Source organism: Micrococcus cohnii (assembly GCF_014205175.1).
GTDB lineage: Bacteria > Actinomycetota > Actinomycetes > Actinomycetales > Micrococcaceae > Micrococcus > Micrococcus cohnii.
On sequence record NZ_JACHNA010000001.1, the window covers coordinates 1,967,523 to 1,982,687 of the forward strand.

General features: G+C 69.1%; 15 protein-coding genes and 2 tRNA genes. 12 read left to right on the forward strand and 5 right to left on the reverse strand.

Annotated elements, in window-relative coordinates; all coding sequences use genetic code 11:
• Nucleotides 1-7 precede the first annotated feature (7 nt).
• The 5 genes from gyrA to HDA30_RS08965 all read left to right on the forward strand — a co-directional run bounded on the left by gyrA (nt 8) and on the right by HDA30_RS08965 (nt 3,787).
• Nucleotides 8-2,764, forward strand: coding sequence for a DNA gyrase subunit A (gene gyrA / locus HDA30_RS08945; protein ID WP_184241885.1), 2,757 nt, complete (start codon nt 8-10; stop codon nt 2,762-2,764).
• Nucleotides 2,761-3,252, forward strand: coding sequence for a DUF3566 domain-containing protein (locus HDA30_RS08950; RefSeq protein ID WP_158496900.1), 492 nt, complete (start codon nt 2,761-2,763; stop codon nt 3,250-3,252). The genes gyrA and HDA30_RS08950 overlap by 4 nt, the downstream gene beginning before the upstream one ends.
• Nucleotides 3,253-3,373: 121 nt before the next feature.
• Nucleotides 3,374-3,447, forward strand: a tRNA-Ile gene (locus tag HDA30_RS08955).
• An 86-nt stretch (nt 3,448-3,533) separates the two neighbouring features.
• On the forward strand, nt 3,534-3,692 hold the full coding sequence (locus HDA30_RS08960; RefSeq protein ID WP_184241887.1) for a hypothetical protein: 159 nt from the start codon (nt 3,534-3,536) through the stop codon (nt 3,690-3,692).
• Between the two features lie 22 nt (nt 3,693-3,714).
• Nucleotides 3,715-3,787: transfer RNA gene (locus tag HDA30_RS08965), tRNA-Ala, on the forward strand.
• Between the two features lie 603 nt (nt 3,788-4,390).
• Here HDA30_RS08965 and HDA30_RS08970 read toward each other — a convergent pair.
• Complete coding sequence (locus HDA30_RS08970; RefSeq protein WP_158497176.1) at nt 4,391-4,876, reverse strand: hypothetical protein; 486 nt, start codon at nt 4,874-4,876, stop codon at nt 4,391-4,393.
• A gap of 131 nt (nt 4,877-5,007) precedes the next feature.
• On the opposite strand from HDA30_RS08970, the gene HDA30_RS08975 reads away from it, so the two are divergent.
• The 4 genes from HDA30_RS08975 (at nt 5,008) to HDA30_RS08990 (ending at nt 7,650) form a co-directional block, all read left to right on the forward strand.
• Nucleotides 5,008-5,331: a PadR family transcriptional regulator gene (locus tag HDA30_RS08975; RefSeq protein ID WP_158496902.1), complete on the forward strand. Its 324-nt coding sequence runs from the start codon at nt 5,008-5,010 to the stop codon at nt 5,329-5,331.
• Nucleotides 5,328-5,852 carry a DUF2812 domain-containing protein gene (locus HDA30_RS08980; protein ID WP_158496903.1) on the forward strand — a complete coding sequence of 175 codons (525 nt, stop codon included), beginning with the start codon at nt 5,328-5,330 and terminating at the stop codon, nt 5,850-5,852. Before HDA30_RS08975 ends, HDA30_RS08980 begins: the two co-directional genes overlap by 4 nt.
• A gap of 192 nt (nt 5,853-6,044) precedes the next feature.
• Nucleotides 6,045-6,779, forward strand: coding sequence for a hypothetical protein (locus tag HDA30_RS08985; protein WP_158496904.1), 735 nt, complete (start codon nt 6,045-6,047; stop codon nt 6,777-6,779).
• Nucleotides 6,780-6,879: 100 nt separating this feature from the next.
• Nucleotides 6,880-7,650, forward strand: coding sequence for a queuosine precursor transporter (locus HDA30_RS08990; RefSeq protein ID WP_158496905.1), 771 nt, complete (start codon nt 6,880-6,882; stop codon nt 7,648-7,650).
• Here HDA30_RS08990 and HDA30_RS08995 read toward each other — a convergent pair.
• Together HDA30_RS08995 and HDA30_RS09000 are read right to left on the reverse strand one after the other, a co-directional pair.
• Nucleotides 7,599-8,672 (reverse strand): nucleoside hydrolase, encoded by a 1,074-nt coding sequence (locus HDA30_RS08995; RefSeq protein ID WP_158496906.1) that lies wholly within the window; start codon nt 8,670-8,672, stop codon nt 7,599-7,601. The two genes, HDA30_RS08990 and HDA30_RS08995, sit on opposite strands and share 52 nt — an antisense overlap.
• A 107-nt stretch (nt 8,673-8,779) precedes the next feature.
• Nucleotides 8,780-10,081 carry a hypothetical protein gene (locus tag HDA30_RS09000; RefSeq protein WP_158496907.1) on the reverse strand — a complete coding sequence of 434 codons (1,302 nt, stop codon included), beginning with the start codon at nt 10,079-10,081 and terminating at the stop codon, nt 8,780-8,782.
• A 231-nt stretch (nt 10,082-10,312) separates the two neighbouring features.
• Here HDA30_RS09000 and HDA30_RS09005 point away from each other — a divergent pair, with 231 nt between their 5' ends.
• Both HDA30_RS09005 and HDA30_RS10785 read left to right on the forward strand, forming a co-directional pair.
• Complete coding sequence (locus HDA30_RS09005) at nt 10,313-10,843, forward strand: peptidylprolyl isomerase (RefSeq protein WP_158496908.1); 531 nt, start codon at nt 10,313-10,315, stop codon at nt 10,841-10,843.
• A gap of 28 nt (nt 10,844-10,871) precedes the next feature.
• Nucleotides 10,872-11,777 (forward strand): rhomboid family intramembrane serine protease, encoded by a 906-nt coding sequence (locus HDA30_RS10785; RefSeq protein ID WP_184241891.1) that lies wholly within the window; start codon nt 10,872-10,874, stop codon nt 11,775-11,777.
• 277 nt (nt 11,778-12,054) lie between these two features.
• Here the strand turns inward: HDA30_RS10785 and HDA30_RS10575 are convergent, their stop codons facing one another.
• Complete coding sequence (locus tag HDA30_RS10575) at nt 12,055-12,255, reverse strand: cell division protein CrgA (protein ID WP_262337834.1); 201 nt, start codon at nt 12,253-12,255, stop codon at nt 12,055-12,057.
• 244 nt (nt 12,256-12,499) lie between these two features.
• Here HDA30_RS10575 and HDA30_RS09020 point away from each other — a divergent pair, with 244 nt between their 5' ends.
• Nucleotides 12,500-13,117, forward strand: a complete 618-nt coding sequence (locus tag HDA30_RS09020; protein WP_184241893.1) for an anthranilate synthase component II — start codon at nt 12,500-12,502, stop codon at nt 13,115-13,117.
• A gap of 3 nt (nt 13,118-13,120) precedes the next feature.
• Here HDA30_RS09020 and HDA30_RS09025 read toward each other — a convergent pair whose 3' ends face one another.
• Nucleotides 13,121-15,130 carry a protein kinase domain-containing protein gene (locus HDA30_RS09025; RefSeq protein ID WP_184241895.1) on the reverse strand — a complete coding sequence of 670 codons (2,010 nt, stop codon included), beginning with the start codon at nt 15,128-15,130 and terminating at the stop codon, nt 13,121-13,123.
• Nucleotides 15,131-15,165: the final 35 nt, after the last annotated feature.

A 15,165-nucleotide genomic window follows, 5' to 3' on the forward strand; every position in this document is an offset into this window, starting at 1 on the left:
GACCAGCGTGAGCGACGAGACGACTCCGCAGAACCCGGATGAGAGCACCGCCGGGACCCCGTCGGGCTCGGGGATGCCGACCCCGCAGACCGACCCGACCGTGCCGGCCGAGACCAGCGCGGGCGTCGAGCTGTACGAGCTGCCCGAGGGCGCGGCGGACAAGGTTGAGCGCATCGACCTCGAGACCGAGATGAAGCGCTCCTACCTGGACTACGCCATGGCCGTGATCGTCGGCCGTGCGCTGCCGGATGTGCGTGACGGCCTCAAGCCGGTGCACCGCCGCGTGCTCTACGGCATGTACGACGGCGGCTACCGGCCGGACCGCACGTTCAACAAGTCGGCCCGCGTGGTCGGCGAGGTGATGGGCAACTATCACCCGCACGGCGACTCGGCGATCTACGACGCGCTCGTGCGCCTGATCCAGGACTGGGTCATGCGGTACCCGCTCGCGCTCGGCCAGGGCAACTTCGGCTCTCCGGGCAACGACGGTGCCGCCGCCCAGCGTTACACCGAGACCAAGATGGCCCCGCTGGCCATGGAGATGGTCCGGGACATCGACGAGGACACCGTCGATTTCCAGGACAACTACGACGGCAAGCAGCAGGAGCCCACTGTCCTGCCCGCCCGGTTCCCGAATCTGCTGGTCAACGGCAGCTCGGGCATCGCCGTCGGCATGGCGACGAACATTCCGCCGCACAACCTGCGCGAGGTCGCCGACGGCGTGCAGTGGTACCTGCAGAACCCCGAGGCGAGCCGCGAGGAGCTGCTCGAGGCCTTGCTGACGCGCGTCAAGGGTCCGGACTTCCCGATGGGCGGCCAGATCCTCGGCCGCAAGGGCATCGAGGAGGCCTACCGCACCGGCCGCGGCTCGATCACGATGCGCGCCGTCGTGAACGTCGAGGAGCTGCAGGGCCGCACGTGCCTGGTCGTCACCGAGCTGCCGTACATGGTGAACCCGGACAACCTTGCCGCGAAGGTCGCGGAGATGGTGCGCGACGGGAAGATCACCGGCATCGCGGACATGCGCGACGAGACCTCGGGCCGCACCGGCCAGCGCCTGGTGATCGTGCTCAAGCGCGACGCGGTGCCGAAGGTCGTGCTGAACAACCTGTTCAAGCACACCGAGCTGCAGTCGAACTTCTCGGCGAACATGCTCGCCCTCGTCGACGGGGTGCCGCGCACCCTCTCCCTCGACGGGTTCGTGCACCACTGGGTGAAGCACCAGGTCGAGGTCATCGTCCGGCGCACCGCGTTCCGCAAGCGCAAGGCGGAGGAGCGCGCGCACATCCTGCTGGGCCTGCTCAAGGCTCTGGACATGCTCGACGAGGTCATCGCCACGATCCGCCGCTCGGCCTCGGCCGACGTCGCGCGGACCGCCCTGATGGAGCTGCTCGACATCGACGACGTGCAGGCCCGCGCGATCCTCGAAATGCAGCTGCGCCAGCTCGCCGCTCTGGAGTCCCAGAAGATCCAGGACGAGTACGACGACCTGATGGCGAAGATCGCCGAGTACAACCGGATCCTCGAGGACCCGGCTCGCCAGCGCGAGGTCGTCTCACAGGAGCTCGCGGAGATCGTCGCCAAACACGGTGATGAGCGCAGGACCGAGATCCTCTACGGCTATGACGGCGACATGTCGATGGAGGACCTGATCCCCGAGGAGGAGATGGTCGTGACCATCACTCGCGGCGGATACGTCAAGCGCACTCGCATCGACCAGTACCGGTCTCAGGGCCGTGGCGGCAAGGGTGTGCGCGGGGCCTCGCTGCGCGGTGACGACGTCGTCGAGCACTTCCTGACGGTGTCCACGCACCACTGGCTGCTGTTCTTCACGAACTTCGGCCGTGTGTACCGGATCAAGACGTACGAGCTGCTCGAAGCCGGCCGCGACTCGAAGGGCCAGCACGTGGCGAACCTGCTGGCGTTCCAGCCGGATGAGCACATCGCGCAGATCCAGCCGCTGGCCGGCTACGACGGCGCGGACTACCTCGTGCTGGCCACGCGGAACGGCCTGGTGAAGAAGACCCGCCTGAGCGAGTACGACACGAACCGCTCGGCCGGCCTGATCGCGATCAAGCTGCGCGAGGGCGACGAGCTCGTCTCGGCCCGCGTGGTCTCCGCTGAGGACGATCTGCTGCTGATCTCGCGGATGGGCCAGTCGCTGCGCTTCACGGCCTCCGATGAGGCGCTGCGGCCGATGGGTCGAGCCACTTCGGGGGTGACCGGCATGAAGTTCCGCGACGACGACTGGCTGCTGGCCATGGACGTCGTGCACCCGGAGGGCTACGTGTTCACGGTGACCGACGGCGGTTGGGCGAAGCGGACCGAGGTGGACGAGTACCGTCTGCAGAACCGGGGCGGCCTGGGCATCAAGGTCGCCAAGCTCGTCGACGATCGGGGCGGGCTGGCCGGCGGTCTCGTGGTCCGAGAGGACCAGGAGGTGCTCGTGGTGATGGCCTCGGGCAAGGTCGTGCGCTCGGCCGTCGCCGGCGTGCCGGCCAAGGGCCGGGACACGATGGGCGTGATCTTCGCGAAGCCGGACAAGCGCGACCGGATCGTGGCCGTGACCCTCAACAACGAGGACGAGATCCAGAAGACGGACACCGGCGACGAAGCCGACGTCGAGGACACGGGGGTAGCCTTGGACGAGTCTGCCCCGGCTGAGACGTCGGGGGACGACGAGACCCACACCAACGAGCCCCAGCCTGCGGCCGATGTCGAGGATTCTGACGGCGACGCCGAGGCGGACGGAGGAGACCAGTGAGCACTGCGGCGTCATCACGTCCCGCGTCGGGCGGCGCGTCCGCGAGCGGCGGCCGGACGACCAAGTCCGCCAAGCGAGCAGCGGGGGAGCAGGAGGGCCTGGTCCGCTCGGTGCCGAAGGCGAAGGTGCGGCGCGCGCGCCTGCTCGTCACCAAGATCGACCCCTGGTCCGCGCTCAAGCTCGGCTTCCTGCTGTCCGTGGCGCTGGGCATCATCACGGTGGTCGGCGTCATCGCCCTGTGGTCGCTCATGGACATGGCGGGGATCTTCAACCAGATCAACGACGTGCTCGGCACCGTGCTCGGCGCGGAGTCCGGCAACTACACGGTGCAGTCGATTGCGCCGCTGGGCACTGTCGTCTCCCTCGCGACGATCGTCGCGGTGCTGAACGTCATCGTGCTGACGCTGCTCTCGGCGGTCATGGCGATCATCTACAACCTCTCGGCGGGCCTCGTCGGCGGCCTGGGGCTGACCCTGACCGACGACTGACCGGGCTCTGACCTCGCAGGAAATGGCGCGGCCCGCGCATGAGTTTGCGCGGGCCGCTCCGTGTGCGGTAGAGTCATTTCTCGTTGTGAAGCGAGGACTGATCCTCGTGGACCGACGGTGAGGGCGTATAGCTCAGGCGGTTAGAGCGCTTCGCTGATAACGAAGAGGTCCCAAGTTCAAGTCTTGGTACGCCCACTCTCACCATTCGGGCCCCGTCCGCGGGGCCTGAGTCGTCTGAGGCCGGGTCTCGGTCCGGCCGGACCGTTCTGGAAGGGACGCGCATGTCGGCATGGACTCGAGCGGCCACCCTCGCGGTGACCGCGGCGGCCGCCGCCGGAGTGCGGGCCTGGCAGCGGTCCCGTGAGGACAAGGCGGTCTGGGCCTCGGCCACGGACGAGTTGCCGGAGGAGAACTCGGGTATGATGGGTGAGCACAACTGAACAGCCGCGGCTGCACAGTCACGGGGGCATGGCGCAATTGGTAGCGCATCTGCTTTGCAAGCAGAGGGTTAGGGGTTCGAGTCCCCTTGCCTCCACCGAGGGTGTTTCAGGGAAATGAAGCACCAAGGGGTCCGAGACGCTGAGAATGCGCTCGGGCCCCTTTTCTATGTCCTCAGAACATCTCCCGCGGCGTGGCGGTGCGCGACAAGACGCTCATACGCGTCTGGTGGTGATCGCGGCTGTGCGGTCGCGGCGCAGGCCCTACCGGCTGTGCTGACCCCAGCGTCAGGCGCATCGTTTCGTCGCGACTGTCCGGGGCCGTACCCGCGCCAGCAGTCACCGAACCATCGCGAATCCGTCGCTTTGGGCGGTCATACCGACGGATTCGAGATGGTTCGACGACGCTCGGGTCTGAAGCGTCCTGGGTTTTCGTTCCGTAGTCAGGACGCAACGGGCGCTACGTCTTGGTCGTGAGTGTGAGTGGCGGCTTCGACCTCCGCAGGAGTGCGGTAGCAGAGCCCCTCGTGGCGACGGTGCGTTTTCCACCAGTGGACCCAGCCCATCGTGGTCAGCACGACTGCCCCACGACGAGATGATCCGGTTCATCGACGAACACCGCGATCGTTTCGCCGGTCGAGGCCATCTGCCGCACGCCGAGGCGAGACCGACCCTCTTCTGCATCGAAATTGTCCATCGCCTCACGTGGAGTCCATGGCGTCCTTGAGAGTCTTTTCGGGGATCGCGATGACCGTGGTGTCGGAGTTCTCGCAGGTCAACGCGGCGGGAGTGCCCGAGGCAGGCTCGACTGCCCCGAACGAGAAATAGGTGGTGCCCTCATACGGGAAGTTCCACTCCTGTCCGGAGCGCTTCTCGACAGCGGCGTCCGAGCCTTCCAGTGTGCACGCCTCGGCGTTCATCTTGTCCTGCTGTCCTCTGGGTGCGAGAAGCATGTAGCGGGTCTGCGCCTCGAGTGTTCCCGGGCTGTCCTTGTCAGCGGAGGTTGGCATCTCCACGACCTGATCCGTGACCGGCTTGAGTGAGGCCGCGGCCTCGTTCGTCGCGGACGAGACGGCCCCTCGTACCTCCGACTCGATCTGCCCACACCCGGTCAGGGAGACCAGTGCGATGCCCGCCGCGGCCCATGTTGCCGCTCGCTGGATACGTGAATGGCGGGACTGGGGCATCAGAGTCTTCCTTCGGATGAGGAGTGCGGATAGGTGATTCACAGTTTATGGGAGTGGGCGGCGCGGCGATGCATGTGGTTCCATATCACCCATGGATATATCACTCGCAGATACATCGCCTAGTGGTGTCGATGGCCTCTAACTCTGCCCTTGCTAACGGAGACCTCCCCGACGCTGCCCTCCACGTCCTTCTCGCGCTTGTCCAACCACGCCACGGATACGCAGTGATGAAGTACCTCGACGACGCCAGCGACGGCGCGATCACACTCGGACCGGCTTCCCTCTACACCACCTTGAAGAAACTCACCGGCGCCGGGTTCATCACCGAACTCGACGGCGAAGACACCCGACGCACCTACCGAATCACCCCTACCGGCCGCGAGGTCCTCACCCGGAACGTCGAACGACGCAGAAGACTGCTGGCCATGGCCGACCACATCCTGGAGGAATCATGAGCAAGACCCACAAGATGAGCACCGGCTTGGCGTTCACCCCGGAGAAGGACCTCAAGATGTTCTCTAGGATGGCCGCCAAGGGGAAACGGCTCGATGGGTTCAGCGGCATCGGGCATGGCTGGACCTTCACGGACGCACCCCCTGAGGACGCGATTTTCGACCTCACCTACGAGAAGGACCCGAGCCCGGACTACTTCGACATCTTCCGTGCCGCAGGCTGGTCATCGGTGGTCTCCATGGGGGATGTTCACGTGTTCAAGGCCGTGCCGGGAACCCCGCCTGTGCACACCTCGCAGGAGTCGCGACGAGAGGAAATCGAGCGTCAGCAGAAACAATTCGGCCGGTACAGCGCCATCACCGTCTCCGTGTGGGTGTTCATTTTCGCTGTCCTCTGGCTGATGGGCGTGAAATGGGGGATCACGTTCAACGTGCTCCTCTTCGCGGCTATCCCGGTTGTCTACACCGTCCTGCCTCTGCTGGGGTATACGCATCGCCTCCGAGCCGCACGTCAAGCAACCTGAACCACCCCAAGCCCTACCTGCTCTGCCCCGCCGCGTCAGAAGCGCTCATGCTTCAGCGAGCCGGCGTTCCGCGCCCGTCGAGCCATCCTGAATCTGTCGCTTCGGCGGGGGAAAGCGACGGAACCAGGACGGTTCGGTGCGTCGTGGGCTGGTCACGTGGCGCCTCGGCAAGAGGGGCCTTAATCTGAGGTGATGACTCAGACGGGGGACGACGCGAGGCGAGACGAGCCGACGGTGGGCGGACACCGTGAGCCGTTGACGGATTATCAGGCCGAGGATGGCCGGTATGTGTATGAGCCGCCGTTGCCGGAGAGCATGCCGGAGCTGCCGTTCACGGTGCGGATGCGGCGGCGTCGGTGGTTCATGTCGTTGGTGTTCGGGCTGTTCGGGTGTGTGCTGTTCCCGGTGATCGCGTTCGCGCCGGGTGGGGACGGTTCGGCGATGCTGGTGGTGTTCCGGGTGGGCGCGCTGTTGGTGTGGCCGGTGGCGATTCTGGTGGCGGTGCATGCGGGGCAGGCGATTCTGCGGCCGCGGCATCTGCATTTTGATGCGGAGCGGGTGTGGACGCGGGACTGGTCGCTGGACTGGGTGGATGTTCGGGAGCTTCAGCTGATTCCGGATACATGGCGCAATGACGACGCTCGTGGGTGTCCGAATCATAAACAGCGGTTGTTCTTCGAGATCACGAAGGAACTGCATCGCGCGAAAATTGGCACGGGCAATCGGTGGGATTCGGGGTTTCCGTTCGGTCTGGGCGGTCTGGCGCCGGTGCTGGATGTGGTGAGCACGCAGTACGACTCGGATCCGCCGATCCGGGATGCGTATCTGGTGATGAAGGTTCTGCAGCGTGATGCCCGGAAGGCGGCGGGGTTGCCGACGTATGTGACGCGTCCGTTCGCGCCGGGCAAGCTGGGCCCGCTGACGTGACGAGCGGGGCGGGGTCGTGCGGGAGAGGTTGTCGCGTCTGTCGGTGTCCTGACGCCCGACCGCCTGAGGCTCGGGCTGCGGCCGATGGTTAGATTGCCGGGTGAACACCACCACTGAATCCCAGACCCCCGACCGGCCCGCCTCTGGGCAGGGCGCCCCGGCCTACGCCGAGGTGCCCCACAGCCACTACGACCTCTTCGTGGGCGTCTTCGTCGCCCTGCTCCTGCTCTCCGGTATCACTGCCGCCAAGCTCTTCGAGGGACCCGTCGTCCCGCTCGTCTCCGACCTCTTCTACGGCGGCGGCCCGCTGATCTTCGACGGCGGCGCCTTCCTCTTCCCGTTCGTCTACATCATCGGCGACATCCTCGCCGAGGTGTACGGCTGGCGTCGCGCCCGCCGCGCCATCGTCCTGGGCTTCGCCATGCTCGGCCTCGCCGCCGTCACCTACCAGGTCGTCGCCCTGACCACTCCCGTCGAGGGCTTCGAGGTGTGGGACCAGGCCCTCGCCCCCGTCCTGCGCATCACCCTCGCCGGCCTCGCCGCGTTCCTCGTCGGCAGCCTGCTCAACGCCACCATCGTCGTGCGCATGAAACGTCGGATGCGCGAGCGGAACGTCGCCCTGCGCCTGATTCTCTCTACGATCGTCGGGCAGTTCGTCGACACCCTGATCTTCTGCACAATCGCGTTCGCCGGCACCATCGGCCTGCTCGAGTTCGTGAACTACACGGTCACCGGCTTCGTCTACAAGACGCTGCTCGAGATCCTGCTCGTGCCCGTCACCGTCGCGATCATCGCGTGGCTCAAGCGCCGCGAGCCCACCTACCGCCGGGCCGACGAGCCGACGTCGCCGGCCGCCGCCCGCGCCGCCTGAGCGAAGGCCGCGAACACCGCATCGGGGTCGTTGCCCGTCACCCGTCGGGCGTTCGGGCGACGACCCCAGATGCCGCGGTCGTCGTGCACCGTCGTGCCGCGCAGCAGCTCCGACTCCGCCTCGACGTCCACCACCGTGGCGCTCGTCGTGACGACGGCCTGCCCCGTCGCCGCCTGCGCCGCGAACAGATCGTGCAGGTGCGCGACGTACCCCTGGTCGTAGTCGTCGTGGAACTCGAAGTAGAACCTCAGCGCATCGGCCAGTACGTCCAGCACCGGATCGCCCGTGTCCGCGAGCGGCCCCTCGTGCCGCGGCTGCTCGCGTGACCAGCCCACCGGTGCGGCGCCCGCCTGCGCCAGCAGCGAGTCCAGCAGCACGGGCGTGTATTCGATCCGCTCGGTCGTCTCGAGCGCGCACACGATCGGCAACCGCTCCTCCGGCAGACCCTCGAACGCGGCGAACACCTCCTTCGCGGCGTCCGGATCGCACCACGTGTTCCACTCCGCCGTCGGCGTGGTATTCCCCGGGTAGTAGAAGGCCCCGCCCATGATCACGACGCCCGCCGCCAGCTCCGGCAGCCGCGGCTCGGCCCGCAGGGCGAGTGCGAGGTTCGTCAGGGGAGCGGTGCACAGCAGCACCGTCTCGCCCGGGTGCGCCCGCAGCTCCTCCAGCCACACGTCCACCGCAGGCCGCGGGGAGATTCGTTCGGGCCGCCACGGCACGCGCGCGTGGCCGAGCCCCTGCTCGCCGTGCGTCTCCGGGGTGGTCTCCGCGGGGCGGCGCAGCGGGGCCTGCGCGCCGACGGCCACCTCCACGTCGGGGCGGCCCAGCAGATCGAGCACGCCGGCCGTGTTCAGCGCGCACTGCCGGGCCGAGGCGTTGCCGCCGGTCACCGTGACCGCCGCCAGCTCGACGTCAGGAGCCTCCCCCGTCGCGCCGAGACGCTCGGCGCCCACCAGCTGCACCAGCGCGCACGCGTCGTCGATGCCCGTGTCCACGTCCGCCAGCACTCGCACCCTCACCCGCCTCACTCTAGTGCGGGCACGACGACGGCCCGCCCCGAGCGCGCTGCTCGAGACGGGCCGGAGGTTGCGACGGCAGGCAGGACCCGCGTCGCCGGGGAATCAGATCAGCGCTGGTCCTGCGAGTCGACCTGCACGCCGCGGCCCGAGGCCTGCGAGCCGTGCTCGGTGCCGCGCACACCGTCGCGGTCCGCGCCGTTCCGGGCCTCCTGACCGTTCCGAGCGTCCTGGGGCTCGCGGATGCCGTCGGTGGCCGTCGGGCCGTTCGGCACGGCGCCGTCCTGCGCGACCGGGCGCGCGGAGGCGGCCTGGTTGCGCACGCCGGCCTCGGCGAGGGCCTCATTCTGCTTCTGGAACGGACCGCCCTGGCCGTCCACGACCGGGATGTTCGCGGTCACCGGGCCCGGAGCCGGAGCGGCCCACGGGTCCTCGACCGGCTTGGTCAGCTTCCAGATCGCGAACGCGGCGCCCGCGGCGGCCACGGCCATGCCGGCGATGATCCAGCCCTTGCCGCCCGAACGGGAGTGCTGCTTGGCCTGCTTGGCCATGGTCTTCTGCGTCTGGCCGGCGTACTGGGCGGCCTGCTTGCGCAGCTTCTGCACGATCTTCTTGTCACCGGTGACGTTGATCAGGGTCTGCTCGACCGAGGTCGGCACCTTCACCTCGTGCACCGACTTGCCCGCTCGCCCGGCAGCGTCCGAGAGGCGCTGCGCCGCCACCGGGAGCAGCACGTCGCGGCGCTGCTGCGCGTAACGGGTCGCGTTGCCCAGCCGCTCCTGCATCTGCGGGGACAGCTTCTGCGAGCCATCCTGCAGGCGGGACTGGACGGCGGCCAGGCCGGCGAGGGCGGCGGCCTTGGCCTCGGCGCCGTTGGACGTGGTGTTCTTGCGGGCCTTGGCGGAGGTGCGGGAGATGTTCTTCACTGCCTTGTTCCCCTGACGCTTGGCGGCACGGTTCTTCTGCTTGGCGGCGCGGGCCAGTGCGCGGCCGGCCCGGCGGGACTTCTTCTTGGTCTTCTTGCCCGACTTCTCGGCCTGCTTCTGCAGGTCCTCGAGCCAGTTCTGGACCGAGTCCAGGCGACCGCCCACGGCCGGGGCGAGGGCACTGACGCCGGCGGCGACCTGCGGGGCGTACTTCTTGTACTGGCCCTGCACGGCGTCGGCGGCCTCCTGGGCGCGGCCCGTCACGGCCGGGACGTAGGTGTCCTGCGCCTGCTCGGCCATGCGACGGCCCTGGTCCGCGGCGATGGAGCCGCGGTACGCGCCGTCGGCGACGCCGTACTCGCCCCACGCGCGGGCGAGCTCCATCTTCGGGGCGGCCCAGTGGACGAGGTTCTCCTTCTGGCGGTCGAAGAACGCGCCGACGGCGCCTCCCTCTGCGGTGTACGAGTCGGTGGCCTTGGTGCGCATGCGATCTCCCTTGAGTCGACGGTGCGAATGCGGGGCGGGCCCGCAGTCGGGTTCTGCCCCCACCCTAGTCGCGGCCCGACCGGCATGGCACGGTTCGGCGGCGGGCCGGGCGTCGAGGCGGCGTGCCCGCCGGCCACGGGGGCCGGGCGCGCGGCTTCGCCGAACGCGAAGTCGGCCGCGCAGGGAGCCGACCCGTCCCGCTGCCGCGGCGCGGATGGAACAATGGCGCGCATGACCAACGCAACGCACACCGCGACCATCCACACCAACCACGGCGACATCGTCGTCGAGCTCTACGGCAACCACGCCCCGAAGACCGTGAAGAACTTCGTCGGCCTGGCCACCGGTGAGCAGGAGTGGACCCACCCGCAGACCGGCGAGATGAACGAGGGCAAGCCGCTGTACTCCGGCACCGTGTTCCACCGCATCATCAAGGACTTCATGATCCAGGGCGGCGACCCGCTGGGCATGGGCGTCGGCGGCCCCGGCTACCAGTTCGGCGACGAGATTCACCCCGAGCTGCAGTTCGACCGCCCGTACCTGCTCGCGATGGCCAACGCCGGCCCGGGCACCAACGGCTCGCAGTTCTTCATCACCTCGGTGCCGACCGGCTGGCTCAACGGCAAGCACACCATCTTCGGCGAGGTGAAGGACGAGGCCTCCCAGAAGGTCGTCGACGAGCTCAACGCCGTCGCCACGGACCCGCGCGACCGTCCGCTCGAGGACGTCGTCATCGAGTCGATCGAGATCGCCGAGGCCTGAGCCTGACGACGGGGATAGCCTTCACCCTGTGAGTTCTTCCCCGTACGACGACGATCCCCGCGGCCCGGACGCCCCGGGCGCTGCCGCCCCGCAGTGCCCCCGGCATCCGGGCCGCGTCGCGTTCGTGGCCTGCGTCGGCTGCCGCCGGCCCACGTGCCTCGAGTGTCAGGCCGGCACCACCGCCGACGGGCGCGCGGTCTGCGTCGACTGCGCTGCCGACATCGCGCAGGGTCGCGACGGCGGGCCCGGACCGACGCGCCGGCCAGGGGCGGGGGAGCTGTTGCGCACGACCCCGCCCGTGCTCGCGGTGCTGATCGGGCTGAACGTGGTGCTCTATGCCGGGCAATGGTTGCTGCCGTTCGCCGGCGTCGATCTGACGAGCCTCGGCTGGTACGCGGGCCTGCACACCTCCCACGTGCTGTTCGAGCCGTGGCGCATGCTGACCAGCGGGTTCCTGCACCTGCCCGCGAACCCGCTGCACCTGCTGCTGAACATGGCGGCCCTGTGGATGCTCGGGCGCGAACTGGTGCGAATGCTCGGCACCCCGCGGTTCCTCGCCCTTTATCTGCTGTGCGCGGTCGGCGGGTCGGTCGCCGTGCTGTGGTTCAGCGATCCGTTTGTGCCCGTGGTGGGCGCCTCGGGCGCTGTGTACGGGCTCTTCGCCGCGCTGCTGTTCACAGCGCGGCGCCGCGGGGCGGACGTGCGCTCCCTGGCGGTCGTGCTCGCGCTGAACCTGGTGGCGAGCTTCGCGATCCCGGATATCTCGTGGCAGGGGCACCTGGGCGGCCTGGCCACTGGGGCGGCGCTCGCGCCGGCGCTGCGTTCCCGCTCCCGGGGCGTCGCCGTGGCCGGAATGCTCGCGACAGCGGCGGCTCTGGCGCTGCTCACGTGGCTCGGGGCCGACCGGCTCACACCCGCGGCGATCCTGGGCTGAAGGACGTCATCGGCCAGCCGGGCCGTCCACAGACCGGTCCACAGCACACACGGTCCATCCACAGCCTCGTCCCCAGGCTGTGGGAAGTCGTCCACAGGGTTGTGCACAGATGTGGATACGAATGACAGACGTGTGATTCCACGCGAGGACGGCCTGGTTCTCCACAGCGTTGTCCACACTGTGGAGAATTACACGCGTGTGAGTCAGCCCGTCCGGGCGGACCGCATGGACTCCAGAATCGGCGTGATCTCGGGCCTCACTGGGTGGCGCTGAGAGGTCACTCGCCCCAGCGGGACATCATCAGGAAGCCGATCATGGCCAGGCCGAAGCCGATCAGGATGTTCCAGCCGCCGATCCCCGGGATCGGATACAGCTGCATGGACAGGTAGAACACACAGATCCACAGCAGCCCGACGATCAACAGGCCGAACATCACGGCCTTGTACCAGCCCGGCAGGGGCCGGCCCAGTTCGCGCACGTCGACGTCGCGCTCCTCGGTCTCGTCGTCGGCTTCCTGGTTGAAGCGGTCCAGGCTGTCGTCGAAATCGGTCTTCGCCACGGGCGTCCTCCCTGCGTGCGGACAACGGAATCGGGGGCCGGGCAGGCGGTATCCTGCGCTGAACGACCCGCCGTGCAGTCTACGGTCCGCCCGTGTGCCGGACCGCCGCCACGTCGCCCCGCCGGCGTCGACAGCCCCGACACCCAGCCCCGAGGAGCAGCTCATGCCAGACCGCGCCACCGCCGAGTCCCGCGGCCCGAGCGTGCTCGTGATCGACAACCAGGACAGCTTCGTCCACACGATCGCCGACTACCTGCAGCAGCTGGGAGCCCGCACCCGCGTCGTCCGCAACAACCAGATCGCCCCGCAGGCCGCGTGCGAGCTCGCCGACCGTCACGACGGGATCCTGATCTCGCCCGGCCCCGGCGCTCCGGCCGACGCGGGTGTCTCACCGGCGCTGATCCGCCACGCCGCGGACGTCCGCCGGCCTCTGCTGGGCGTGTGCCTCGGCCACCAGGGCATCGCGGAGGCCTATGGAGCGCGCGTCGGGCATGCGCGGGAGCTGATGCACGGCAAGACCTCGCGCGTGCGCCACAACGGTCACCCCCTCTTCGCGGGCCTGCCCGATCCGTTCACCGCGACGCGCTATCACTCGCTCGCGGTGGAGCGGGCCACCGTGGACGAACAGGCCCTCGATATCACCGCCGAGACCGACGACGGCGTCGTGATGGGCCTGGCCCACCGCGACCTGCCCTTGTGGGGCGTGCAGTTCCACCCCGAATCGATCCTCACCGAGGGCGGCCACCGCCTGTTCCGCAACTGGCTCGACACGCTGGGCTGAGGCTCAGTCCTTCGACGCTCCGGAGCCCTTCTTCTCGTCCTTCTTCGCCTCACCGGCGACGACAACCGTGAGGGTGCCGTCGCTGTCCATGGTCGAGGCGCCGGAGGGTTTCTGGGAGATGACGGTGCCGTCCGCAGCGTCCTTGGACTTCTGGCGGTCGAACTGCACGGTGGCGTGCGGCAGCTCTTCCTCGAGGCTCTTCTTGGCCTCCGCCTTCGTCAGACCCACCACGTTGGGCACCGGCGCCTGACCGCTGGCGAGCTTCAGCTCGACGGCGGAGCCGGCCGCGACGTCGCTGTCCGCCTGGGGCAGGGTGTCCACGACGCGGTCCTTGCGCACCTCGCCCGAGTCGGTGGTGCGTACGCTCGTGACCGACAGCCCGAGCTTCGACAGCTCGGACCGCGCCTCGGACTCGGACATCCCCTTCAGCGAGGACGGGATCGTCACGGAGGCCGGACCCTTGGAGACGTGCAGGAGCACCTCGGTGTCCTTGGCCACCTCCGCCTGCTCGGCGGGTGCGGAGTCGATCGTCTCGCCGGCCGGGACTGTCGGGTCGTAGACCTCGCTCACGCGGGCGCGCAGGCCCTCGGCCGCGAGCGAGTTCTCGGCCTCCTCGCGCGTCATCCCGGTCAGTTGCGGGACCGACGTCGTGGAGTTCTCCTGCGCGATCAGGGTCGCGGCGAGGGCACCTGCCGTCAGCAGCAGGGCCACCAAGGCGAGGACCAGCGGCAGCGTCACCCGCCGTCCCGAACGCCGACGGGGGTCGTGCGGCGCGGCGGCGGGGCCGGGAGCCGGTGTCTCCGGCCACCGCGGCGTGTGCCCGGCGCGGCGGGAGCCGGAGGCCGTCGCGGACGAGGGCTCGTCCACGGGCCCGGACCCGGCGGCCGGGTCGTGCGTCGATGTCGCGCCGGACTCATCGACACGGTGGTCGCCGGCGGAGGCCGGGGCGTCCGCCGACACCGCGGCGAGCCCCGTGGCGGTGGCCGTCACGGACGGTGCGGTGGGGTGGGCGTCCGTCTCCTCGTCGCGGACGACGTCCAGGCGCGCGGTCGGCTGCTCGGCGGCGCGCACCGCTGCGGCGGTGCTCGCGGCGTCGTCGATGTTCTCCGGCACGAGCGTCTCGTCCGATGCCGGCGGCGTCGCGGTGGCAGGCACCTGCGAGGGCGCCGCCACGGCCTCGGCCAGCGCCCGGGCGAACTGCGCGGCGTCGGCGAAGCGGTCCGCCGGGTCCTTGGCCAGGGCGGTGAGGACGACGGCGTCGAGGGCCTCTGAGACCTGCGGGTTCAGGGTCGACGGCACGGGTGGCTGCTCACGCACATGCTGATACGCCACGGCCACCGGCGAATCCCCGACGAACGGGGCACGTCCCGTGAACATCTCGAACGCGACGCAGCCGGCCGAGTACAGATCCGAGCGGGCGTCGACCTCCTGCCCGGTCGCCTGCTCGGGGGAGAGGTACTGCGCCGTCCCGACGACGGCCTGCGTCTGCGTCGTGCTGGCCGAGGTGTCCGTCAGGGCCCGCGCGATGCCGAAGTCCATCACCTTCACCTGGCCATCGTCGGAGACCATGATGTTGGCTGGCTTGATGTCCCGGTGCGCGATGCCGCGGGAGTGGGCGAAACCGAGCGCCGTGAGCAGTCCGTCGAGCCAGCCCAGGGCCGTGGACACCTCGACCTCCCCTTCGCCGAGCAGATCCTTCACGGTGCTGCCGGAGATGAACTCCATGACCAGGAACGGGCACGAGACCTCGTGGTCGAAGCCGTCGGGAAGCAGCTGCTCGCCCGTGTCGAACACCGTGACGATGTTCGGGTGGTGCAGGGCGGCCGCGCTGCGGGCCTCCTGGTGGAAGCGCGCCTGGAACCGCGGGTCGCGGGCCAGGTCGCGTCGCATCATCTTGACGGCGATCGTGCGGTCCAGCCGCAGGTCCGTACCGCGGTAGACGTCGGCCATGCCGCCGCGCCCGATGCGTTCACCGACGTGGTACCGACCGTTGAGGACGCGGTTCTGAGGCACTGTGGGACTCCCTGGGTCGGACGGATCCGACCGGA